This window comes from Hymenobacter sp. DG01, assembly GCF_006352025.1.
Taxonomy (GTDB): domain Bacteria; phylum Bacteroidota; class Bacteroidia; order Cytophagales; family Hymenobacteraceae; genus Hymenobacter.
The window spans coordinates 4,509,682-4,530,136 of record NZ_CP040936.1; the positions used below are offsets into that span (position 1 = coordinate 4,509,682).

At 59.7% G+C, this 20,455-nt stretch carries 21 protein-coding genes; 8 read left to right on the forward strand and 13 right to left on the reverse strand.

Annotated features, from left to right (window positions below):
* The first annotated feature begins 101 nt into the window (after nucleotides 1-101).
* Nucleotides 102-434: an HIRAN domain-containing protein gene (locus FGZ14_RS19265; RefSeq protein WP_139925778.1), complete on the forward strand. Its 333-nt coding sequence runs from the start codon at nucleotides 102-104 to the stop codon at nucleotides 432-434.
* 199 nt (nucleotides 435-633) lie between these two features.
* On the opposite strand, the gene FGZ14_RS19270 is transcribed toward FGZ14_RS19265, so the two are convergent.
* A complete protein-coding gene (locus tag FGZ14_RS19270; protein WP_139925779.1) occupies nucleotides 634-1,593 on the reverse strand; it encodes a hypothetical protein in 960 nt (319 codons plus the stop codon).
* 190 nt (nucleotides 1,594-1,783) lie between these two features.
* On the opposite strand from FGZ14_RS19270, the gene ruvB reads away from it, so the two are divergent.
* The 4 genes from ruvB (at nucleotide 1,784) to queG (ending at nucleotide 4,626) form a co-directional block, all read left to right on the forward strand.
* A complete protein-coding gene (gene ruvB / locus FGZ14_RS19275) occupies nucleotides 1,784-2,833 on the forward strand; it encodes a Holliday junction branch migration DNA helicase RuvB (protein ID WP_139925780.1) in 1,050 nt (349 codons plus the stop codon).
* Nucleotides 2,834-2,913: 80 nt separating this feature from the next.
* The gene (locus FGZ14_RS19280) at nucleotides 2,914-3,210 is read left to right on the forward strand and encodes a hypothetical protein (RefSeq protein WP_139925781.1); all 297 of its coding nucleotides are present in this window, start codon (nucleotides 2,914-2,916) and stop codon (nucleotides 3,208-3,210) included.
* A 1-nt stretch (nucleotide 3,211) separates the two neighbouring features.
* Nucleotides 3,212-3,643: a type II toxin-antitoxin system VapC family toxin gene (locus FGZ14_RS19285; protein ID WP_139925782.1), complete on the forward strand. Its 432-nt coding sequence runs from the start codon at nucleotides 3,212-3,214 to the stop codon at nucleotides 3,641-3,643.
* Nucleotides 3,643-4,626: a tRNA epoxyqueuosine(34) reductase QueG gene (gene queG, locus FGZ14_RS19290; protein ID WP_139925783.1), complete on the forward strand. Its 984-nt coding sequence runs from the start codon at nucleotides 3,643-3,645 to the stop codon at nucleotides 4,624-4,626. The genes FGZ14_RS19285 and queG overlap by 1 nt, the downstream gene beginning before the upstream one ends.
* A gap of 93 nt (nucleotides 4,627-4,719) precedes the next feature.
* Here the strand turns inward: queG and FGZ14_RS19295 are convergent, their stop codons facing one another.
* From FGZ14_RS19295 to FGZ14_RS19315, 5 genes are all read right to left on the reverse strand, one after another.
* A complete protein-coding gene (locus FGZ14_RS19295; RefSeq protein ID WP_110976885.1) occupies nucleotides 4,720-4,914 on the reverse strand; it encodes a hypothetical protein in 195 nt (64 codons plus the stop codon).
* Between the two features lie 269 nt (nucleotides 4,915-5,183).
* Nucleotides 5,184-6,074, reverse strand: coding sequence for a ferritin-like domain-containing protein (locus FGZ14_RS19300; protein WP_139925784.1), 891 nt, complete (start codon nucleotides 6,072-6,074; stop codon nucleotides 5,184-5,186).
* Between the two features lie 19 nt (nucleotides 6,075-6,093).
* Nucleotides 6,094-6,825, reverse strand: coding sequence for a ferritin-like domain-containing protein (locus tag FGZ14_RS19305; RefSeq protein WP_139925785.1), 732 nt, complete (start codon nucleotides 6,823-6,825; stop codon nucleotides 6,094-6,096).
* 187 nt (nucleotides 6,826-7,012) lie between these two features.
* On the reverse strand, nucleotides 7,013-7,867 hold the full coding sequence (locus FGZ14_RS19310) for a ferritin-like domain-containing protein (RefSeq protein WP_139925786.1): 855 nt from the start codon (nucleotides 7,865-7,867) through the stop codon (nucleotides 7,013-7,015).
* A gap of 34 nt (nucleotides 7,868-7,901) precedes the next feature.
* Nucleotides 7,902-8,624: a ferritin-like domain-containing protein gene (locus tag FGZ14_RS19315; protein ID WP_139925787.1), complete on the reverse strand. Its 723-nt coding sequence runs from the start codon at nucleotides 8,622-8,624 to the stop codon at nucleotides 7,902-7,904.
* Nucleotides 8,625-8,907: 283 nt separating this feature from the next.
* Here FGZ14_RS19315 and FGZ14_RS19320 point away from each other — a divergent pair, with 283 nt between their 5' ends.
* On the forward strand, nucleotides 8,908-10,380 hold the full coding sequence (locus FGZ14_RS19320) for a BatD family protein (protein ID WP_139925788.1): 1,473 nt from the start codon (nucleotides 8,908-8,910) through the stop codon (nucleotides 10,378-10,380).
* Between the two features lie 100 nt (nucleotides 10,381-10,480).
* Nucleotides 10,481-11,557, forward strand: coding sequence for a chorismate synthase (gene aroC, locus FGZ14_RS19325; RefSeq protein ID WP_139925789.1), 1,077 nt, complete (start codon nucleotides 10,481-10,483; stop codon nucleotides 11,555-11,557).
* 12 nt (nucleotides 11,558-11,569) lie between these two features.
* Here the strand turns inward: aroC and FGZ14_RS19330 are convergent, their stop codons facing one another.
* The 3 genes from FGZ14_RS19330 to FGZ14_RS19340 are packed head-to-tail and all read right to left on the reverse strand — an operon-like array spanning nucleotide 11,570 to nucleotide 14,346.
* Complete coding sequence (locus tag FGZ14_RS19330) at nucleotides 11,570-12,109, reverse strand: hypothetical protein (RefSeq protein WP_374221703.1); 540 nt, start codon at nucleotides 12,107-12,109, stop codon at nucleotides 11,570-11,572.
* A 50-nt stretch (nucleotides 12,110-12,159) separates the two neighbouring features.
* On the reverse strand, nucleotides 12,160-12,936 hold the full coding sequence (locus FGZ14_RS19335; RefSeq protein WP_180754423.1) for an HTTM domain-containing protein: 777 nt from the start codon (nucleotides 12,934-12,936) through the stop codon (nucleotides 12,160-12,162).
* Between the two features lie 60 nt (nucleotides 12,937-12,996).
* Nucleotides 12,997-14,346 (reverse strand): sodium:proton antiporter, encoded by a 1,350-nt coding sequence (locus tag FGZ14_RS19340; protein ID WP_139925792.1) that lies wholly within the window; start codon nucleotides 14,344-14,346, stop codon nucleotides 12,997-12,999.
* 290 nt (nucleotides 14,347-14,636) lie between these two features.
* Here FGZ14_RS19340 and FGZ14_RS19345 point away from each other — a divergent pair, with 290 nt between their 5' ends.
* Nucleotides 14,637-15,269 (forward strand): NifU family protein, encoded by a 633-nt coding sequence (locus FGZ14_RS19345; protein WP_139925793.1) that lies wholly within the window; start codon nucleotides 14,637-14,639, stop codon nucleotides 15,267-15,269.
* Nucleotides 15,270-15,554: 285 nt separating this feature from the next.
* On the opposite strand, the gene secDF is transcribed toward FGZ14_RS19345, so the two are convergent.
* From secDF to FGZ14_RS19365, 4 genes are all read right to left on the reverse strand, one after another.
* On the reverse strand, nucleotides 15,555-18,533 hold the full coding sequence (gene secDF, locus FGZ14_RS19350) for a protein translocase subunit SecDF (RefSeq protein WP_139925794.1): 2,979 nt from the start codon (nucleotides 18,531-18,533) through the stop codon (nucleotides 15,555-15,557).
* A 163-nt stretch (nucleotides 18,534-18,696) separates the two neighbouring features.
* On the reverse strand, nucleotides 18,697-19,035 hold the full coding sequence (locus FGZ14_RS19355) for a hypothetical protein (protein ID WP_139925795.1): 339 nt from the start codon (nucleotides 19,033-19,035) through the stop codon (nucleotides 18,697-18,699).
* 287 nt (nucleotides 19,036-19,322) lie between these two features.
* On the reverse strand, nucleotides 19,323-19,781 hold the full coding sequence (locus tag FGZ14_RS19360; RefSeq protein WP_139925796.1) for a DUF4268 domain-containing protein: 459 nt from the start codon (nucleotides 19,779-19,781) through the stop codon (nucleotides 19,323-19,325).
* 15 nt (nucleotides 19,782-19,796) lie between these two features.
* A complete protein-coding gene (locus tag FGZ14_RS19365) occupies nucleotides 19,797-20,432 on the reverse strand; it encodes a uridine kinase (RefSeq protein WP_139925797.1) in 636 nt (211 codons plus the stop codon).
* Nucleotides 20,433-20,455: the final 23 nt, after the last annotated feature.

The window sequence follows — 20,455 nt, forward strand, 5'->3', positions numbered from 1 at the left end:
TCGCACGTCATAAACCCTGTAGATGCCTCAAATGAGACGACTTGCGGCAAACCTCCCGGTTCAGGTGTTATTTTACGGCCTCATCCGCTGTATTCTCCCTTATGCCCACTGCTGCTACATCCCCTTTGGTATTGCTTGAGTGCCTGGTAGCCGGCACCACCCACCGCGAAGGCCTGGCCGAATACGAGCCCCGCCTGCAACCCGGCCAGGAACTGGCACTCCGCCGCGAGTCCGACAGCTCTTACGACGACTGGGCTGTGCGCGTGTACACCGCGGGCCCCGAAGGCTTCTGGCTGGGCTACCTGCCCGAAGGCCGTAATGAAACCGTAGCGCGCCTGCTCGATGCCGGCTACCCCCTCAGCGGCCGCCTAACCCACAAAGCCTGGGAAGAAGACTGGCTCCACCTGGAAATTGAAGTGCTATTGGAGAAATAAGGTGGTTTTGGTAGTGAGGAGGTAAATGGTGACAGGTAATAAGTGACAAAAGAATGTCATGCAAAGCTTGTCGAAGCATCTCGCGTGCTGATGCATGAGTAGCACTGCAACATCAGCACGCAAGATTCCTCGGCTGCGCTCGGAATGACGTTCTATCACCTGTCATCTGTCACCATTTACCTCATCACCATTCACCCCATCACAATGTGTCTGCCAGAGCCAGGATTTCCTGGCGGGCCTGCTGGATTTCTTCTGACTCGGGGAAGGTGTGCTGCACCCAATGGGTAAAGCCGCTGACCATTTCGCCCACGGCCTGACGGTTGCTCACGGGGGCAGCTTCGGTGGCGGCGTTTTCGGCTTCCGATAGGGTAGGGAAGGCGTCTTCCAGCCCCAGCCGGCTCATCACATCCGACACGAAAATCATCCCGCAGACCTGCATGCCCTGGTAAAGCTGCACCAGTTCGGGCATGGTAAGCGTAAGCTGTTCCTGGGCCCGCACACGCCCCAGGTGCTCAATCAGTGGCTCCAACGCTTCGGGCTGCAGATGGGTGAGCTTGCCCACGGCCTGCAGAAAGGGGTGGTCGGCGGTAGCGGGCAGGCTGTGCACCAGCAGCAGGGCCAGGCGCAGCATTTGCAGCTGCGGCTCCGAGAGGCGCAGATTGGCAGCTGCCGGAGCCGGGGTAGGGTAAGTGGCCAGCAGTTTCGTGAAGGCCTCCTCAATGTGCAGGCGGTGCAGGCCCAGCGAGGCTACCCCCGTCGGGGCCGGCAAGTGTTCTTCCAGCGTATTCAGGAAGGCTCCGCTTAATTCCAGGCAGTAGGTTTTCAGGTAGTCGAGCTGCTGCTGATCCACGCGCATCTGCTTCTGCACATAAGCCAGCACGGGCACCGCCAGGGAAGTTTCCAGCGTCAGGCGGCCCAGCAGCAGCAGGTAGTACAGGGCCAAAGGCTCGGTGCGGAGGCTGTGCAGAAGCTGCTCCTGGGTCTGAATACTGTTCAGCTCCTGCACTTTGCTGGTGCTCAGGGCGGTTAGCTTCCCCAGGCGGTGGGCTTCGGGCTGGCTCAGCAGCTCGGCCGCGGCCATGCCATGTAGGCTCAGGCAGTGAGCTAACTGGTCGTAGAAATCAGCAGGAAGGGCATGGAGCCAGGTAGCATCGGACATGGGAGGCAGAGCGGGTGAGGCTGCAAGTTACGTGAGTAGCATTATGCAGGCTGTGGTCGAGCCGTAAGATTACCAGGCTATGCTAACGAGGTTAGTTAGATAGATAATTGGTAATATTTTTTGCTAAAAAAGGCACCAACCCCGCCCCCGAACTGTTACCTTTCGACACGCTGAACTACTTCTTACGCTTATGCGCGAACCGTATATGACTGGTGGTAAAGACCACATGGACGCCACCGAAAAAGACATCGACAAGGCCCTGCGGCCCCTTTCCTTCGATGACTTCACCGGCCAGGGCAAGGTAGTCGAAAACCTGAAGGTATTCGTGGCGGCCGCCAAGCACCGCGGCGAAGCTCTCGACCACGTTCTGTTGCACGGCCCTCCCGGCCTGGGCAAAACCACGCTTTCGCACATCATTGCCAACGAGCTGGAATCGGGCATCAAGATGACCTCCGGCCCGGTGCTCGACAAGCCCTCTGACCTGGCGGGCCTGCTCACCAATCTGGAGCCGAACGATGTGCTCTTCATCGACGAGATTCACCGTCTGAACCCCGTGGTGGAAGAGTACCTGTACTCGGCCATGGAGGACTACCGCATCGACATTATGCTTGATTCGGGTCCGAATGCGCGTTCGGTGCAGATTTCATTGTCGCCGTTTACCCTGATTGGCGCTACTACCCGCTCGGGCATGCTGACCTCGCCGTTGCGGGCCCGCTTTGGTATCAGCTCCCGCCTGGAGTACTATGATTCGGCCCTGCTGACCAGCATCGTGCAGCGCTCGGCCGAAATCCTGGGCACCCCCATTTATGAGGATGCCGCCTTCGAAATTGCCCGCCGCTCGCGCGGTACCCCGCGTATTGCCAACAACCTGCTGCGCCGCACCCGCGACTTCGCCCAGATCAAGGGAACCGGCACCATCACCCAGGAAATTGCCCAGTTTGCCCTCAACGCCCTCGACGTGGACCAGAACGGCCTCGACGAAATGGACATCCGCATTCTGAGCACGATTATCGATAAGTTCAAGGGTGGCCCCGTGGGCCTCGGCACCATTGCCACCGCCTGCGGCGACGAAGCTGAAACCATCGAGGAAGTGTACGAGCCCTTCTTGATCCAGGAAGGTTTCATCAAGCGCACCTCCCGCGGCCGCGAAGCCACTGAGCTAGCCTACCAGCACCTGGGCCGCCAAATGCCCCAGCACCTGCGAGGGAACACCGGTACGCCGGGTGAGCTGTTTAGTTAAGTCAGGAAGCTACTGATAATTTTGGAACGCACCGTGAGCAGCGGTGCGTTTCTATTTTTCAGCCGTATCTTTCTTCTATTATGGAAACGCAGCTAATCATTCAGCAATTTCAGCAGTTGCCAACTGCCGCTCAGCGGGTGGTGGCAGAACTCATCGAATTATTGAGCACCCAACAGGCCTTAGTTAATACCGGTACAGCGGATGAGGGAGCAATAGTTCTTCCTCATACGGCACTTGGTGCGCCAACTGCTTGGCCCGAAAATGAATTCATGAATCCCGAATTTTATGGGACCTGGACTGGGCGCACCGACATCATAGAGAGTTCGGATTACGTGCGTCAGTTACGTCAAAAGCAGTGGGGACGAAATCCTGAGTAATATGGGTGCCTACCATCTTAACCTCAGTCTGGCTTCTGAAACAGGTATTCTTGTTGATTCTGATGTCCTTATCGATGTCTTGCGAAAAGTGCCAGCTGCTGCTTTTGTGTTGCAAGACGCAAAGCAACATGCACCGTTAGTGATTAGTGTGATATCAAGGATGGAACTGATAGCCGGTAGCATCAATCGGGAGGGTATGCTGCAGGTAGAGAGCCTATTGCGTCGGTTCCAGCTATTCGGCCTGTCAGAGGAAATTTCGCGCACTGCGGATACGTTGGTGACGCAGTACTATCTCAGTCACGGGTTGCTGATACCTGATGCGCTTATAGCTGCAACGGCGCTAATACACAATATTCCTCTGCTTTCTAAAAATCAGCGCGACTACCGCTTTATATCAGATTTGAAACTGCTGGAATATCCAGCAGCATCTTAATGCTCCCTAACGCCCACTATACTGCTTTCATTAAACGCCGGGCGGCGGAGCTGGGCTTTATATACTGCGGCATCAGCAAGGCCGAGTTTTTAGAGGAAGAAGCGCCGCGCCTGGAAAACTGGCTAAACCGCCAGATGAACGGTAAAATGGCCTACATGGCCAACCACTTCGATAAGCGCCTCGACCCGCGCCTGTTGGTAGATGGGGCAAAGTCCGTCATTTCGCTGCTGCTGAATTACTACCCCCCCGAGGAAGCCCAACAGCCCGACGATACGCTCAAAGTCAGCAAGTACGCCTACGGCCGCGATTACCACTTTGTCATCAAGGACAAGCTCAAAACCTTGCTGCAGGATATGCAGGAGGAAATAGGGGAGGTAGGCGGGCGTTGCTTCGTGGACTCCGCTCCCGTGATGGACAAGGCCTGGGCCAAGAAGAGCGGTTTGGGCTGGGTAGGAAAAAACACGAACCTCATTCGGCCTGGCACTGGCTCCTTCTTTTTTATTGCCGAGCTGATTGTGGATGTGGAGCTGGAGTATGACGGTCCCATCAAAGACTACTGCGGTACCTGCACCAAGTGCGTGGATGCCTGCCCTACCCAGGCCATTACGGAGCCCTACGTGGTGGATGGCAGCAAGTGCATCAGCTACTTTACTATTGAGCTGAAAGACCAGATTCCGAGAGAAGTGGAGGGCAAGTTTGGTAACTGGGTGTTCGGCTGCGACATCTGCCAGGATGTGTGCCCTTGGAACCGCTTCTCCAAGCCTCATCAGGAGCCCCAGTTCAACGCCCACCCTGGCCTAAAAGACCTTACCCCCGGCGACTGGCAGGAAATCACCCACGAGCTGTTTTCGGAATTATTCCGGCAGTCGGCGGTAAAGCGCACTGGTTACGCGGGGCTGCAGCGCAACATCCGGTTTGTGCTGGGCGAGGAGCCAGTAACCCCAGCCTCCCCGGCCCCGGATACGGAGGTGCCGCGCATGTAGCAACTGCTACCCCCTGAACACACCGGAGCCGTAAGCAGGCCCACCTATATGGCAAACGGCTTACGGCTCCGGTGTGTGGAAAGAAAGGGTCAGTTAGGCAACCACCGGCTGCGTGAACACGCGGTTCAGGATACGGCGGTACAGGTTGGAGAACTGCTGGTAGCACCAAGCTTTCAACTCCGAAAGCTCTGCTGGCACCAGGGTGCGCAGGGCTTTGCGTAGCTCCTTCTCGAAGAGAATCTTGTCGAAGCTCACTTTGAGCAGAATGGTTTTAGCGTACTCAAGCATGGGTGAATTGGGTTTCACAGGGTGGTTAAAAGAGCGGTTGTTTAGGTGGGTCGGGCCAGTGTACGAAAGCAGTCAAAAAAAGCTTTACTACACTGTTCCTTTCGCTACTTTTTGTTGAAAGATACAAAAAAATAGCCTCTCAGTGCAAGCGTCAGACGCTAGGTGGTAAGAAACGGTTCCCAGTGCGAATAAAAAAAGAGGAACATGTATATGTTCCTCTTTCTGCAAAGGTCAAGGGGGCTGATGTACTCAGTGTGTCGACCTTGTTATTAGTAGATGAATAGCTGAGCAAGCTCCGTGGCCGTGGCAGCGTTAATGGGCTCGTCGAAGGCCTCGGCTACTTTAGCCAGCAGAGCTTCTTTGCTCAGGGCTGGGGTGCCCACATTAATGGGCAGGGTAGTGTCAAACGGAATCAGGCGGGGAGCCGGCGTGTACTGAGCCGAGCTCGACTCGCCGGTGTAGGCCTTGGCGGGCACGGAGCCAGCAGTGGTAATGGCCGCGTCGGAGGGACTCACCCAGCTTTTAACTACTGCGCCGCGCTGCCGGCGCATCCCGCGGATGTGGGCGGCGTGGCGGCCCTCAGTGGAGTGCAGCTGCAGCAGGGTGCCCAGAAGCAGGCTATCCTGCTGCACGGACTCCACCTGCCCCTTGTAAGCCCGAACACCAACATCTTCCAGCAGCTGGGCTACCTTCAGAAACGTATCGAAGCTGGTAAATACATCCGGGAACAGAGCCGCCTGGGCGCCGTTTTTGCTGCCCGTGAAATCGAAGTTGGGCTTGGTCGGAACCGTGGCGCCCGCCTGCGTGAGCAGCCGCTGCAGCAGGGCTACGTGCTGGCTTTCGTGGGTGGCAACGGTCTGGATGGCCGTACGGTTATCGGCCGAGCCGAAGAAGGCAGCCGCGTTGGGCAGAGCCAGGGCCTGGGCGTAAAACTCGCTTTCCAGGTACTCCAGGGTCAAAGCCAGTTTCAGCACATCGAGCACCGTGTTGTTTTCCAGCACGCCGGCCGCCGCCGGGCGGGGCAGGGCCGCTACTACGGCCGGCAGCAGGGTAGCCCCGGCCTGCCCCAGGCGGGACAGGGCCGTACGGCGGGGGGCGGCCCCAGCTTCGGTTTCAGAAGAAAGGTCAGCGAGTCGGGCCAGAAGATTCAGGAAGTCCATAAGTAGAAAGAAGGCGCGACTAGATGAAGATCAGAGCGGTAACGTCGAGCGTGATGGGGAGGTAGGCCGCAATCAGCGGGGCTACTTCGGCGGGCGTTTTGGAGCTGTCGAGGCCATTAGTCCCTATCACATCGGAAGCAGCAAACGAGTTGGGCTGCAGCTGGTCGCGCACAAAGGCCGCGTGGCGCGACTCTACCGAGGCCATTTTCACCAGTAGCTTCAGGTGGGCCTGAAACGTGGGTTGTTCCTTGGATTCCAGCACCATGCGGCTGATGCCGTTGTAGGCCGATACACTAAGCTCCTTGAGGGTGCGGGCGGCAGTATAGGCCCCGCTCCGGGTGCTCAGGTTGAAGGAATCGAACTTGAAGACCAGTACGTTGGTACCCACGTTGATATCGTAGACGCTGGTATCGAGGAGGTACTTCAGCGTTTCGCGGTGAATTACCTCATGGTCGCGCAGGTCAATGAAGGCAGCGCGGTCGTCGGCCGTAAAGTCAGAGGGGAAAGCATCCACCACTTTCTGAAAGAGGGCCGCCTGCAGCTGCTCCAGCAGGTACAGGTAGTTTAGCAGGCCTACCGTGTTGTTGGTAAGAACCAGGGTATTGCTGTTGGTAGTGACAGGAGCTACTTCATCGTCGTCGTTGCAGCCCGCCAGCAGCAGGGCCGAAGAAGCGACGGTAGCCCCCGCTACCCGGAGGAAAGAGCGGCGGCGCAACGCGCGCCCCGGAAAGGAGGATGCTGAGTCAGACATGCGTAAGAAACCCGGCGGGGAGCAGCCTAACGCAGGCCGCAACTTCCCGATTAACAAAGGTACTCCGATTCAGCCGGATGCACCACAGGCAAGAGCAGCGCCGGCCCGGAAAGGTTGCGTGCCGGCCAAGCGCACAAAAAAAGGACGACCTTTTCAGGCCGTCCTTTTCCGGGAAAATCAGGTGAGGCTAGAAAACCACCACCGATTTGGCAATGTTGGTAACCGTCGTGCTGTCGAGGCCTTCGTCGAAGGCGGCGCTTACGTCGGCAGCATCGTAGGTAGCACCCAGAGCCGTGGTCAGGTTGGTAATACCACCCTGGGCTACGTTGCCCTCGGCGGGGAAGGTAGCCACTGGGTTGCCGGCGCCGTACACCGGAGCCGGAGCGCCGTTGGCATCGGCATTCACAATCCAGGGCATGATGGTGGTTTGGTTGCCGGCCGTGGCCCCGCGCCGCATGTAACGGATGTGAGCGGCGTGGCGGGCTTCTACGGAGTGAATCTGCAGGGCCGTCTGGAGCACGTTATTGGGGTTGCCGGCCGTTTTGATGGCCACGGCCTGGCCCTTGTAAGCCCGCACCCCGGTGTCCTCGAAGGCCTGGGCAAAGGTCAGGAAGGTATCGTAGGTAGAAAAGGCCGTGCCGAAGTTGAAGCCATTAGCCGGAGCCGGCGAGGCCGCTGAGCCTAAGGCTGAGGTCAGCAGCGTAACGTGAGCCATTTCGTGGGCCCGGATGGTTTCAATGGCCGTACGGGCTGCACCGGTCAGCGGTACAGTAAGGGTAGCGGCCTTCAGAGCTTGGTCGTAGAAGCTATACTCCAGGCGCTCCAATAGCAGCGCGTAGTTGAGTACATCCGTGACGGTGGTCAGGGTGTTCTGGCCCAGGGCCTTGTTGAAAGCCGAGCCAATGGCAATAGGAGCCGCGGCCATCGCCATTTTCTTGCTCAGGTCGCCGAGGGCAGTGAGGGCGCTACGGCGGTGGGTGAGGCGGTCCATGATTTCAGGATCAACCTTCTCCAGCTCGGAAATTATCTTGAACAGGTTCATAACTACAGGAAAATCGGAGATGAGAGAAGATGAATTACTTACCGACGTTGTCGCCGTTAAGGGTTTCCTTGATAAACGGCTGGGCGGCAGTCAGCACCTGCGTTACCGTCAGGGCCTGGTCGAGGCCTTGGGCGTTGACCACATCACTGCCCGAGAAGCTACCGGGCACCAGCAGGTCGCGGATATAAGCGGCGTGGCGGGCTTCCACCGACACGATTTTGCCGGCAATCAGCAGGTAGTCGTTGGTTTTGATCAGGGAGCCAGCTCCGTTGTAGGCCGCTACCCCCAGGTCCTCGAAGGTGCGGGCCGTGGTCAGCACCGAGTTCCGGTCAGAGAAATTTACTTTGCTGAAGTCAGGATTCAGGCCCGGAATAATCTGGCCGGGAGCCGCTGCCGTCAGGGCCGCCTTGAAAAAGTCGCGGTGAATGGCTTCGTGCTTGGAAATGGCCGTTAGTGCCGTCCGCTCGTCGGCCGTAATGCCTGAGTAAGGAGTGGCTACTACCTGGGCGTAAAACGCAGCTTCCAGCTGCTCCAGGGCGTAGGCGTAGTTCAGCACGCCCACGTCGCCGGAGCCCAGGCTAACCGTGCCATTATTCATGGTCACGTTGTCATCGTCGTCGTCGCAGCCAGAGAGCAGCAGGGCCGTAGCACCCGCCGTAGCGCCAGCATACATAAAGAACGAGCGCCGCTTAATGGGCGTGTAGAGCGGCTTGGCGAATTCCGCTTCGTCGCCGCCTTTTTGCGTGATGTTGGACATGGGGAAAGTAAGTTGGGTGAAAAGTGAAGGCAATACCGAGCCACCCCACCGGCAGGCGAGTTTTTTTCTGACCATCAACGGGTTAGGTAGGTGGGTGCGAGGGGTGGAGTTGTCAGCAGGTACGCGCTAGCCTCGACTATGGATTGGGGAAAGCCATAATCTTGTAAGCTCAACCGTAAGCTATTGTTGAGCTACGGCCTGCAAACGCGTTTTCAGCCCAACATTTTCAGCACAAAGGGTGCTTTTGCCTAGCTTTGACTAGTTGGCCTGTTCCTACCTGCTTATGCGCTTGCTGTTTGTTCTTCTGGGGGTGCTGTGGCTGAGCAGCGGAGGGCTGCGGGCGCAGCAGCCGGCCCCCACCGCCGACATCGTCCTCGGTAAGCCGGCTTTTCCCATCAACGAGTACTATACCATCAGCTTCCGGCTGCGGGGCGCCCCGCTGGAGCGGTACTCGGCGTTTCCGGAGCTGGAGGGCTTCAAAAAGAGCGGTAAGTCGAGCACAACTACCACCCGCACGGTCAACGGGCAAAGCTCCACGGAACTGACCATCACCCAGCGCTACGCGGCTTTTGCGGAAGGGACCTTCGCGGTGAAACCCTTCAGCATGACGGTCAATGGCCTGACGATTCGCTCGGAAGGAGCCAGCCTGCGCGTGGGGCCCCAGCAAACCACCCCCACGCCGCCTGCCGCCAGTGGCAGCGGCCCGCTGCAAGGCATTGGCCTGCTCGATCAGCTGTTTGGCAAGCCCAAGCCCCAGGAGTACATAGAGCCACAGGACCAGGCTTTTCTGGCTTTGGTGCCCGATAAAGCCCGGGTGTACGTGGGCCAGGGCCTGCACGTAGGGCTGTACTTCTACCTGGCCCCCCAGGACCAGGCCGTTCTGAACTTTCACAATTTTGCCGGCCAGCTGCCCGGCATTATCCGGCAACTGCGCCAGCGCACCGTGTGGGAGGAAAGCTTTGACGAGCAGGAAGTGCTGCCCGAAAACGTGACGGTAGGAGGCAAGCCCTTCCTGCGCTACCGGCTGTGGGAGGCCGAACTGTATCCGCTTAATACTCAGTCCTTGGTGTTTCCGGCTGTGGGGCTGCAGATGGTGAAGTACCGGGTAGCTAAAAAGCCCGCTGCCGGGCTCGATAACCGGATGGAGGGCTACAAAATTTACTATTCGGCGGCCCGCACGGTGCCGGTGGTGGCCCTGCCCCCGCACCCCCTCCGCGACCAGGTTCCGGTGGGCAACTACCGGGTAAAAGAGGCCATTGACCGCACCACGTTCCGGACCGGACAGGCGTTTGCCTACACGTTTAGCCTGGAGGGTGAAGGCAACCTGGCCACTCTGAATCTGGAGGCGCCGGCCCCCTCAGCCGCCGTGGAAGTGTACGGACCCGAAGTGCAGCAGCAACTGACCCGCGAAGGTGGACGGGTAGGTGGGCGCAAAAGCTTCCGGTTTCGGCTGGTAGCCCGGCGGCCGGGCCCGCTGGCTTTGGATACCCTGTTTCAGATGGTCGTATTCAACCCGACTACTGCTCACTACGATACGCTGCGGGCTGAGCTACGGCCGATACTCCGGGGGGCAGCACAGGCAACGTCCGCCTTCCGGGGGCGACTCGATGACCCATTTTACCGGGTGGCCCTTGCCGAGGCCGAGGCCGTGCCCCGCCCCCGCGACACCTACCGGAACGTGCGGCGCTATGCCAACCTGGTAGTGCTGGGGCTGCTGCTGCTGGCCGGGGTAGGCTGGTGGCGAGCCAAAAGGTGAGGCCCTGAAATTGTGAAATGGCGAGTTTCCTGCTGTATTTGCGCCCTTGGTACAGTTTGAAATCCAAGCTCACCATCTCACCACCTCACCATTTCACCACATGAACACCTTCGGCACCCTGTTTCGCATTACCACTTTCGGGGAATCACACGGGCCGGGGGTAGGCGTGGTAATTGATGGGTGCCCAGCCGGCTTACCTATCACGGAGGCCGAAATTCAGGCGGCCCTGGACCGCCGTCGACCGGGACAGAGCGACCTGACGACCCCCCGCAAGGAAGCCGACCGGGTAGAAATTCAATCGGGCATTTTCGGAGGCTTCACCACGGGCACGCCCATCAGCCTGCTTATCCGCAACCAGGACCAGCACAGCCACGATTACTCCCACATAGAGCATGCCTACCGCCCCTCGCACGCCGACTATACCTACGACCAGAAGTACGGCCGGCGCGACTACCGGGGCGGTGGCCGCAGCTCGGCCCGCGAAACGGCCGCGCGCGTAGCCGCTGGGGCAGTAGCCCAGAAACTGCTGGACCAGCACGGCATTCAGGTGCAGAGCTACGTGTCGCAGGTAGGGGCCGTAGCCGTACCGATGGGCTATGAGCAGCTTGATTTAAGCCTGATTGACAGCAACCCCGTGCGCTGCCCTCACCCCGAAACGGCTGAGCGCATGGCCGACCTGATCCGCCAGACCCGCGACCGGCACGACACGGTAGGTGGCCTGGTAACGGCGGTAGTGCGCGGCGTGCCCGCCGGCCTCGGCGAGCCGGTGTTCGATAAGCTGCACAGCGAGCTGGGCCGGGCCATGCTCAGCATTAACGCCGTGAAAGGGTTCGAGTACGGTTCGGGCTTCGCGGGCGTCCTGCTCTTCGGCTCCGAGCACAACGATCCGTTTTATACTGATGAAGCCGGCCAGGTGCGCACCCGCACCAACCACAGCGGCGGTATCCAGGGCGGCATCAGCAACGGTCAGGACATTTACTTCCGCGTGGCATTCAAGCCCGTAGCTACTATTTTGCAAAGCCAGGCCACCATCAATGACCAGGGCCAGGAAATAACTCTGGCTGGTCGGGGCCGCCACGACCCGTGCGTGCTGCCCCGCGCCGTACCCATCGTGGATGCCATGACCAGCCTCGTGCTGGCCGATATGCTGCTGCGCGCCCGCGCGAACCGGGTGTAAAGAACAGCACCCTCACTTATTCAGCGGCGGTTCGGGCTCAATCCAGGGGTAGGGAGCCAGGCCGCGCCTCAGGGGTAGCAGATTGAGGCTGGGGCTGACCAATGGCCGCGCCGGATGTCCGTTCAGGCTCACCCACGAATCACAGTACACCGCCACCGGGTGCAGGCCGCGCTGCCGGTAATCCTGGGCCAGCAGGTGGGCAAACTGCAGCAGCAGGTCGGGGCTGTAGGCGAGCTTGTTGGCTTGATTTCGCGTAAGGTAGCTGCTGGGCCACACGGTTTCCTCGCGGCCATCGGGCAGGCGCACCCGGAAAATTGCCGAGCCGGACTTGGTACGCAGCATCAGGTGCCAGTTGAAGCGGTGGCCCTGCTCGGTCCAGTGGGTAGAGCCGGGGTAAAGCAGGTAGCGCAGCGGCAGCAACACCTGAACCAGCACGTATAGGCCCAGTCCGGCCAGCACCAGCCACTGCTGCCGCAGGGTTGACGGGCTAGCAAGGGGTAGGGCGGTTACCGGGTCCGGGTTCGGAATGCGCTGCCGGAACCAACGCCCCACAAACCCCGGCAGCCGGCGCGGGAAATCAGGAGGGAAAAACAGGCTGGTAATCAGCAGCGAAAACCAGGGGAAGGTACACCCAGCCCGAACACCACCACATTACTCAGGTGAAACAGCGTCGCCACCCCGAAGGCCCAGGGACGGGTGCGGCGCATCAGCAAGAAAGGCACCACCAGCGCATCGAAGGCCAAACCCGCGTAGCTCATAAACCAGGCCGCAGCTGGAGAAGCCAGTGCGGGGCCAATGAGAGGGTAGTGAGCCTTCGCCGCCAGCCAGATGGTAAGCGGCCGGGCCGCCAACCAGTCGAGGTTTAGTTTAGCCAGGGCCGCGAACAGGTACACGAGGCCAATCTGAAACAGCAGAATCAGGCGCGTCCACGCGGGTGCAGTAGAGGCCGGGGCCACCCGGCCCGCCCGCACATCGGCCGAGGCGGCGCGGTGCGCGGGCAGCAGGGCAAGCAGGGCCGCTACCAGGGCATAGAGGTAGAAATGGTTGATGTATTCAGTTTCTTCCAGTAGCAGTAGGGCCGTGTAGCCCAAGCTCAGGAGCCCGGCCATGAGGCGGTAATGCCAGCCGGCCGCCACAGCTACCCCCGCTATGGCTACCAAGGCGTACACGGCGTAAATGCCGGCCGGGGGCAGGGTCGGCAGCCATTCCCACCCCAGGTAGCGGAAATGAAACCGAGGCTGGGTATAGTTGTGCACCCGCCCGATAACCAGGCCACCAGCGTGTTCCAGGGCCAGCAGAATGCCCGCGCCCAGCCGGAAGTACACCAGCCAGGCAATATCAACCCGACGAAACAGCGCTTGCGTAAACCGTGTAGCCATATTCAGGGCCATACGTAGCCGCCGCGCTTACAGATCAGCAGAAAGCAGGCCCACCCGCCGCTACATCCACAGCAGCCACCCACTCACAATCACTAGAATCGGGAGCAGGTAGGGCAGGGCGTAGCGCCCGATGTAGCCAAAGAAGCTGGGCATGGGCACACCTTCCTTCTCGGCAATGGAGCGCACCAGAAAATTGGGTCCGTTGCCGATGTAGGTAAGCGCCCCGAACAGTACCGCTCCGCTGGAAATAGCCCGCAGCAGCGGCAGGGTAGCAGCATCTGTGGCAAACTGCTGCACCGCGCTGGCCTGAGCAAAATCCAGCTGATGACCGGCCAGACTCAGCCCCAGGAAGGAGGCGTAGGTAGGCGCGTTGTCGAGGAAAGCCGAAAGCACGCCGGTAATCCAGTAAAGCACGCCGGGTGTGAGGCGGGAGGATATGGCCGGATCGGCGGCTACGTGGGCGGCAGTTTGCAGGGCCGGCATCATGGTCAGGAAGATGCCGAAGAACAGAAACGCTACCTCCAGAATAGGCTCGAAGTGAAAATGGTTAGCCGCCAGAGCCTTGGGGCTGGCCGTGCGGTAGCACCCCCAGGCCGCCAGCAGCTGAATGGCCTCGCGTACAAATGAAACGTTCAGCCCGGCTATGGGCAAGGAAGGCAGCCAGGGCAGGCGGGCCGGGTCCAGAAACACCGCACCCAGTATCAGCACCAGCCACAGCAGATTGTAGCGGCCATTAAAATCGTAGAGAGGTAGGCCTTTCTGCGAGTCGGCGCGCCGCTGCTCGCTGCGGGAGAGAGGAGCGGGGTAGGCCGTGCGGCGGTCCAGGAGCCAGAACAGCAGCAGCAGCAAGCTATTAGCCAGCAGCCAGGGCGCCAGCAGGTGCCAGGTCGTCCAGAAAAAGGGCACCCCGCGCAAATAGCCGATGAACAGCGGCGGGTCGCCGAGAGGCGTGAGCATGCCGCCGGCGTTGCTTACAGTGAAGATAAAAAAGATGATGTGATAGGGCTTGATGCGCTTATCATTGAGGCGGATAAAAGGCCGAATCAGCATCAGAGAGGCGCCCGTAGTGCCCACAATAGAAGCCAGCACCGCGCCCACGGCCAGCAGCGCCACGTTGCGGCCCGGCGTGCCCGGCACGTTAATATTCAGGTACATCGTGCCGCCCACCACAAACAGCGCCGTAAGGAGCACCACAAAGGAAAAGTATTCGGCCAGGGTTTCTGTGGCCATGTGCCAGTCGTGGCGGACCAGGCCGTAGTAGCCCAGCATCAGCAGCCCAAGGCCCACGGCAATGTGCGCGTACCACTTCTCCCAAAACTTCGGGAACAGCAGCGGCCCGGTGGCAATCAGTCCCAGCAGGCTAAAAAAGGGTAGCAGTAGCGGCCACGCCGGGGGGGTAGGAGAGGCCATCAGAAGCAGTGGAGGAAGTATCGGCATAGCCAAAACTACGGATGCCCACCGAAACAGGCCGGGCGCCGGGCTTCAGGCCAGCCGGAGGGGTAGGGGCAAAACGGCTGCTGCCTACCCCCTTTGAGGCACCCAACCCCCACCTGAAAATTCGGAAAGTGCACTTCCTTGGCCTCCCGGTTGTTCCTACATTCGGTTACCTTTGCAACCATTGCCGCCCCAGGCGGTTTACCTGGTCCGGCCGATACTGGTTCGGCCGACTTTCCCTTCGCTTGTCTCCAAGTCTTTCAAACATGGCTGAACAACTCACTGCCCCCGCTGCGCCGGTTTCCATTTACGCCGAAGCCAGCCCCAACCCCGAATCCATGAAGTTCGTGCTCAACACCCAGCTCCTGACGGAAGGGGTGAGCGTGGACTATCCTAACCTGGAAGCCGCCGCCAACTCGCCGCTGGCTCAGGAGCTGTTTAACTTCGATTATGTGGGCCGTGTGTTCATCGCCCAGAACTTCGTGACCATCACCAAAACCACGGAGCACCAGTGGGCCCAGCTGATTCCCGAACTGCGCACCTTCCTGAAGTCGTACGTGGAAGCCGGCGGCCCCATCTTCACCGTGGACCCCGCCGCTGAGCAGCGTGCCGCCCAGCAGGCCGCCGCTACCGGCGACGCCTCGGAGGCCGATCAGCAGACCAGCCAAAAAATCATCGACCTGCTCGATAACTACGTGCGCCCCGCCGTGGAGCAGGATGGTGGCAACATCACCTTCAAAAGCTACCACGAGGGCATCGTGACGGTAAACCTGCAGGGCTCGTGCTCCGGCTGCCCCTCGGCCACCGTTACCCTGAAGTCGGGCATTGAAAACCTGCTCAAGCGCATGGTTCCCGAAGTAAAAGAGGTTGTAGCTGAAGGCGTAACCGCCAGCTTCTAAAAATCAGATTCATCGGATTGCTCAGATTCGTTCCGGCGTCCTTTATTCCTGAAAACAGAAAGCCCGGCCATCAGGCCGGGCTTTCTGTTTTTCTAATTCTCCGGTTCTGATGCGTTCTTCTGCATTGCCTGTTGGGGTTCCCAGAGGTTAAGGTTTGATGGCTGCAGGAGGGTAGGACAAGAAGCCCTTGAACTAAAAAAGAGCCCGGCCTACTGGCCGGGCTCTTTTAGGATTAAGCGGTAAGAAACGCCGGAATGAATCCGAGCAATCTGTCTAAATCCGTGATTACACTTGGGCCGTGCTCAGCTTGGGAGCGTCGGCGTCGGTAGCAGTGTTCAGACGCTCTTTTTCCTTGCGGCCGTAGGTGTCCAGAATCAGCGGCGCGGCAATGTACAGCGACGAGTACGTACCGAAGATGATACCCAGAATCATGGCGAAGGAGAACGAGCGGAGCGTTTCACCCCCGAAGATGTAGAGCACCAGCATTACCAGGAATACCGTGGTGAACGTAATCATGGTACGGGAGAACGTGCTGTTCAGGGCCGGGTTAACTACCTGGGCAAAGGTGAGGTGCTTGTTCTCGCGCAGGTATTCCCTGATTCGGTCGTAGATAACGATGGTATCGTTCATCGAGAAACCGATGGTCGTCAGGATGGCGGCCACGAACACTTGGTCCATCTCGTAGTTCAGGCCGAAGGCCCGCGCAATCGGGAAGCAGGCAATAACCAGCAGCGCATCGTGGAACAGAGCTACCACCGCTGCCATCGAGTACTGCCACTTCTCGAAGCGGAAGAGTACGTACACGAAAATGGCCAGCAGGGTCAGGCCCAGGCTCAGCACCGAGGTCCGCTTGATGTCGTCGGCAATGGTAGCGCCTACCTTCGAGGAGCTAACCTTCGTGGGGTTTAGAGCGCTGTACTTGCTGTTCAGGCCCTTGAACATGGCGGCTTCTACTTGATTGTCAGCATCGGCGCTTTCATCGGCGGCCAGGTAGCCGGTCGTGATGCGCAGGCGGCTTTCCGAGCCAAAGGTTTTCACCTCCGTGCCAGCCCCACCGAAGTAGTCGTTCGTGAGCAGGTCGCGCACGTCGGAAGCCACAATCGGCTGGTTGAAGCTCACGATGTACTCGCGGCCCCCGCGGAAGTCAACGCCCAGGTTCGGGCCGCCCTGCAGGTACATCAGCACGAAGCCGATGATAATGAACACCGTAGAAGCCACGTAAGCGATTTTGCGCTTGCCTACGATGTCGAGGTTGATGCCTTTGAACAGGTTGTGCGAAAGTGCGGTGCTGAAGCTCAGCTTGGTGTTGCCGTTCTTCACCATGCGCTCAATGATGAGGCGTGATACGTACACCGCCGACAGGAACGAGGTAAACACGCCAATACCCAGGGTAATGGCGAAGTTCTGCACCGGACCCGTGCCGAAGAAGCCCAGAATCAGGGCGATAATCAGCTGGGTTACGTTGGAGTCAAAGATAGCCGAAGTAGCGCGCGAGTAGCCTTTGTTGATGGCGTCCGTCGGCGAGAGGCCGTGGTCCAGCTCCTCCCGGATTCGTTCGAAGATCAGTACGTTGGCATCCACGGAGGCGGCAATTACCAGCAGCAGGCCCGCAATACCCGGCAGGGTAAGCGCGAAGGACAGCTGGGCCAGTACACCCATAATCAGGAACAGGTTGAACAGCAGCACGGCGTCGGCTACGAGGCCGGCGCGGCCGTAGTAGATGGCCATGAACACCATAATGATACCCAGGCCGCCCAGGGTGGAGTACAGACCTTGGTTGGTGGCTTCCTTACCCAGCGAAGGACCTACAATGGCTTCCTCCACGATGCGGGTAGGAGCGGGCAGCTTACCAGCCTTCAAGATGTTGGCCAGGTCCTGCGCCTCTTCAATGGTGAAGTTGCCCGAGATGCTGGAGTTGCCACCGGCAATTTCGGCCTGCACCACCGGTGCCGAGTACACGTTATCATCAAGCACAATGGCTACCTGACGGCCAATGTTGGCCGCCGTCAGGCGCTGCCACTTGCGGGCACCGCCGGGGTTCATCTGCATCGAAACCTCAGCACGGCCGCTCATCTGGTCGAAGTCGCCGCGGGCGTCGCTGATTACTTCGCCACCAATCGGAGCTTCTACGTCGCGGCTCTTGCGGATGGCGTAGAGCTGCAGGTATTCCTGGCCGTCAATCACGTCGGGCTTCACGCCCCACATAAAGGTGAGGTTGGAAGGCAGTACGGCACGCGTGTCGGGGCTACGCAGCACGGCGTTTACTCGGGCCGTGTCGCGGATGTTGGCGCCCAGCGTGCCGGGCATGGTGAACAGGCTACCCAGTACGTTTTTCTGGGGCGCGGCCGAGTCGGCTTTGGCCGTAGCGGTGTTTTTCTTGGCCAGCTGGCTGGCTAGGGAAGTAGAGTCGCCGGTGGCGGCAGCGGCCGTAGCCGTGGTATCGTTGGTGGCGGGGGTAGCGGCAGCCGTGGTGGCAGCGGCCGTTTCCTTGGCGCTCAGCACCTGGTTGAGCTGGTTGAGGTAGGGCGCGAATTCATCTTGGCGCCATACTTCCCAGAACTCCAGCTTGGCCTGACCCTGCACCAGCTTGCGTACCCGGTCGGGGTTATCTACGCCGGGCAGCTCAATCTGAATGCGGCCCGTGCCTTTCACCCGCTGAATGCTGGGCTGGCTGGTCCCGAACTTGTCGATGCGGCTGCGCAGGATGTTGAAGGAGCGGTCAATAGCTTCGTCCACTTCCTTGTTGATTTCCCCGATTACCTTCTCATTGGTCGAGTTGATATCGATGCCCCGGCTTTTGTTGGTGGTGTTGGCAAATACCCGGGCCAGCTTGTCGTTGGGGGCTACGTCGCGGAACGCCTGGGCAAACAGGGTGGTGAACGGCGTGGAAGGGTTGGTTTTCCGCAGCTCCTGCGCCTGCTCAATGGCTTTATTGAAGGCTGCATCTTTGGAGTTGCCGCTCATGGCGCGCACAATTTCCACTGGCGAAACCTCCAGGGTTACGTGCATACCGCCGTTCAAATCCAGGCCCAAGCCCAGCTCCGACTGACGCACATCCTTGTAGGTCAGCGGTCCGAACACGGGGGCCCGCCACACCGAGTCGAGGTAGTGCTGCCGGGCTTTTTCGTTGAGTTGGCCGCCACGGGAGGCGTAGCTTGCCGCATCCTTCTGCACCCCGCGCGACACCAGGGTCAGCGAGAGGAAGTAGATGCACAACGCCGACACAAGAAGCGTCAGCGTAATGATGAGTCCTTTATTACGCATGAAATAAGTAGTTGATGTCTTACTGAAAAGCGCCGATGCGCGAGTCTGGGGCCGGAGCGGGGGTAGGGATAAGCAGGCCGCAAAGGGGCCTGAAAGGCGCTGGGGCGGCATCAGCACTAAGCCACCAGCAGTCAGCTACAACAGCACAAAACGGCCCCGGCCGCTACGGAGCCTGGGGCGAGAGGGCAGCCACCAGCAGCCGAACCCGGAACCAGTCCGGCACAGCACTGGGCAAGGGGCGCGGCCCCGTGGAACAGGCCGGCGACCACAGGGCAACCGGAAGCTCCAGGGGCTGAGGAAGCCAGGCATCGGCCGCTGGGGCCACAAAGAAGCCCAGCGGCGAGGTTGCCTCCAGCGTAACGCGCTGCTTTACCACCGCCGCCCGCGGGCCAGCCGCTACCCGGGTGGCGCTGCCCGCAGGCAGCACCCGTAGGGTAGCCACCGCCTGGTGGTTCAGCCCCAGCACCATCAGCACGGTGGCCGTGAGCAGGGCGAAACGCAAGCGGGATAAAACGGAGGGGAAGGAAAGCAACGTATTCGGAGTCAGAGCTACAAATATAGCTTTTTGCCGTGGGCGGGACAACGGCCCAGAATCACGGATTTAGACAGATTCATCGGATTTCACGGATTTCGGTAGCGCCAGCCCGCAGCTCCTACCCCAACAAAACGGCTGAGCCTGCACCAAAAAAGCCTCACCAGCAGGTGAGGCTTTTTGCACAGAGCTGATGGATGTAGAAACCGACTCACACAAAATCCGTGCAATCCGATGGATCTATCTAAATCCGTGATTTACATTAGATCTTCTAGGGGGTAACGGGCCTGGCTCCAGAACTCATCCAGGGCCAGCAGGCGGGGCTTGAAAAAGGAAATCAGGGCGGGCCAGTCCTCCCGGTTCAAAGGGCTCACACCGTCGAGCTGCTGCTGCACCCGGCTCATGGGTTGGCCGTTTTCCTCAGCCTCTGGCTGCCAGTCCCAGGTTTGGCCGGGCACGGGGGGTAGCATGTTGCTCAGGGCCTGCAGCTGCTCGTAGTGCAGGGCCCGGATATCAGCGTCGGGGTGCACCAGCTCCAGCCCAATGGTGGCCCGGCGGCCCTCTGTGCGCATGCGCAGCTGCACATACTTCAGGCCGGTGCGGTAGTTAATCCAGTTAACGGTTTCGCCTTCTGCTGAAGGCACGGGGGCCATGTACTGGCCGAAGGTGGTCCAGAAGGCCTGGCGCAGCTGGGCGGCTTCGGCTTTGCTGTACATGGCTTGCGGAAGAAGTTACAGTGCCGTGCGGCCGGCTTCTACCCGGCTGCGCAGAAAGGACACCAGCACATCCAGGCCCTTATCAAAATGGCGGTTGTTCGGGATGATGATGTCGGCGTCGTGCTTGAAGGGCTTGATGTACTTTTCGTAGGTAGGCGCTACGTGGTTGGTGTAGCGGTACAGCACATCCTCCAGATCATAGCCCCGCTCGTCCCGGTCGCGCACGATGCGGCGCTGCAGCTTCACGTGCTCCCGGGCATCGATGTACACTTTCAGGTCCAGGAGCTTGGCTACTTCCTCAAAGTAAAACACGAAAATGCCTTCTACTACCACAATGGGCGCAGGCCGGAACACCAGCTCGGCGGGCACTACGTTGGGGTTGTTGAAGGTGTATTCCTGGCGGCGTACCTCCAGGCCCTGGCTGATGCGCAGCACGTCGGCGGCATACGCGCGAGAGTCAATGCTGCTGGGCAGGTCGAAGTTCGTGACACCCTGCGCGTCCACTTGCTGGGCTTCGCGCGGGTGGTAGTAGTTGTCCTGCGAAATCAGGCAGATTTCTTCTTCGGGAAACGAGGCCAGCAGCCGGCGCAGAAACGTGGTTTTGCCAGAGGCGCTGCCGCCCGTAATTCCGACGATGAAAGGGTGTTGCATGGGGGTGGGAATAGGCCCGTACC

Bases quoted from the DNA above. Each gene is read 5' to 3' on its own strand.
- FGZ14_RS19280 (WP_139925781.1), top strand. From the start codon at position 2,914: ATGGAAACGCAGCTAATCATTCAGCAATTTCAGCAGTTGCCAACTGCC.
- FGZ14_RS19305 (WP_139925785.1), bottom strand. From the start codon at position 6,825: ATGTCTGACTCAGCATCCTCCTTTCCGGGGCGCGCGTTGCGCCGCCGC.
- FGZ14_RS19315 (WP_139925787.1), bottom strand. From the start codon at position 8,624: ATGTCCAACATCACGCAAAAAGGCGGCGACGAAGCGGAATTCGCCAAG.
- FGZ14_RS19265 (WP_139925778.1), top strand. From the start codon at position 102: ATGCCCACTGCTGCTACATCCCCTTTGGTATTGCTTGAGTGCCTGGTA.
- queG (WP_139925783.1), top strand. From the start codon at position 3,643: ATGCTCCCTAACGCCCACTATACTGCTTTCATTAAACGCCGGGCGGCG.
- FGZ14_RS19300 (WP_139925784.1), bottom strand. From the start codon at position 6,074: ATGGACTTCCTGAATCTTCTGGCCCGACTCGCTGACCTTTCTTCTGAA.
- FGZ14_RS19360 (WP_139925796.1), bottom strand. From the start codon at position 19,781: ATGTACAGCAAAGCCGAAGCCGCCCAGCTGCGCCAGGCCTTCTGGACC.
- FGZ14_RS19335 (WP_180754423.1), bottom strand. From the start codon at position 12,936: ATGGCTACACGGTTTACGCAAGCGCTGTTTCGTCGGGTTGATATTGCC.
- FGZ14_RS19285 (WP_139925782.1), top strand. From the start codon at position 3,212: ATGGGTGCCTACCATCTTAACCTCAGTCTGGCTTCTGAAACAGGTATT.
- ruvB (WP_139925780.1), top strand. From the start codon at position 1,784: ATGCGCGAACCGTATATGACTGGTGGTAAAGACCACATGGACGCCACC.
- FGZ14_RS19310 (WP_139925786.1), bottom strand. From the start codon at position 7,867: ATGAACCTGTTCAAGATAATTTCCGAGCTGGAGAAGGTTGATCCTGAA.
- FGZ14_RS19295 (WP_110976885.1), bottom strand. From the start codon at position 4,914: ATGCTTGAGTACGCTAAAACCATTCTGCTCAAAGTGAGCTTCGACAAG.
- FGZ14_RS19345 (WP_139925793.1), top strand. From the start codon at position 14,637: ATGGCTGAACAACTCACTGCCCCCGCTGCGCCGGTTTCCATTTACGCC.
- secDF (WP_139925794.1), bottom strand. From the start codon at position 18,533: ATGCGTAATAAAGGACTCATCATTACGCTGACGCTTCTTGTGTCGGCG.
- aroC (WP_139925789.1), top strand. From the start codon at position 10,481: ATGAACACCTTCGGCACCCTGTTTCGCATTACCACTTTCGGGGAATCA.
- FGZ14_RS19320 (WP_139925788.1), top strand. From the start codon at position 8,908: ATGCGCTTGCTGTTTGTTCTTCTGGGGGTGCTGTGGCTGAGCAGCGGA.
- FGZ14_RS19365 (WP_139925797.1), bottom strand. From the start codon at position 20,432: ATGCAACACCCTTTCATCGTCGGAATTACGGGCGGCAGCGCCTCTGGC.
- FGZ14_RS19340 (WP_139925792.1), bottom strand. From the start codon at position 14,346: ATGGCCTCTCCTACCCCCCCGGCGTGGCCGCTACTGCTACCCTTTTTT.
- FGZ14_RS19270 (WP_139925779.1), bottom strand. From the start codon at position 1,593: ATGTCCGATGCTACCTGGCTCCATGCCCTTCCTGCTGATTTCTACGAC.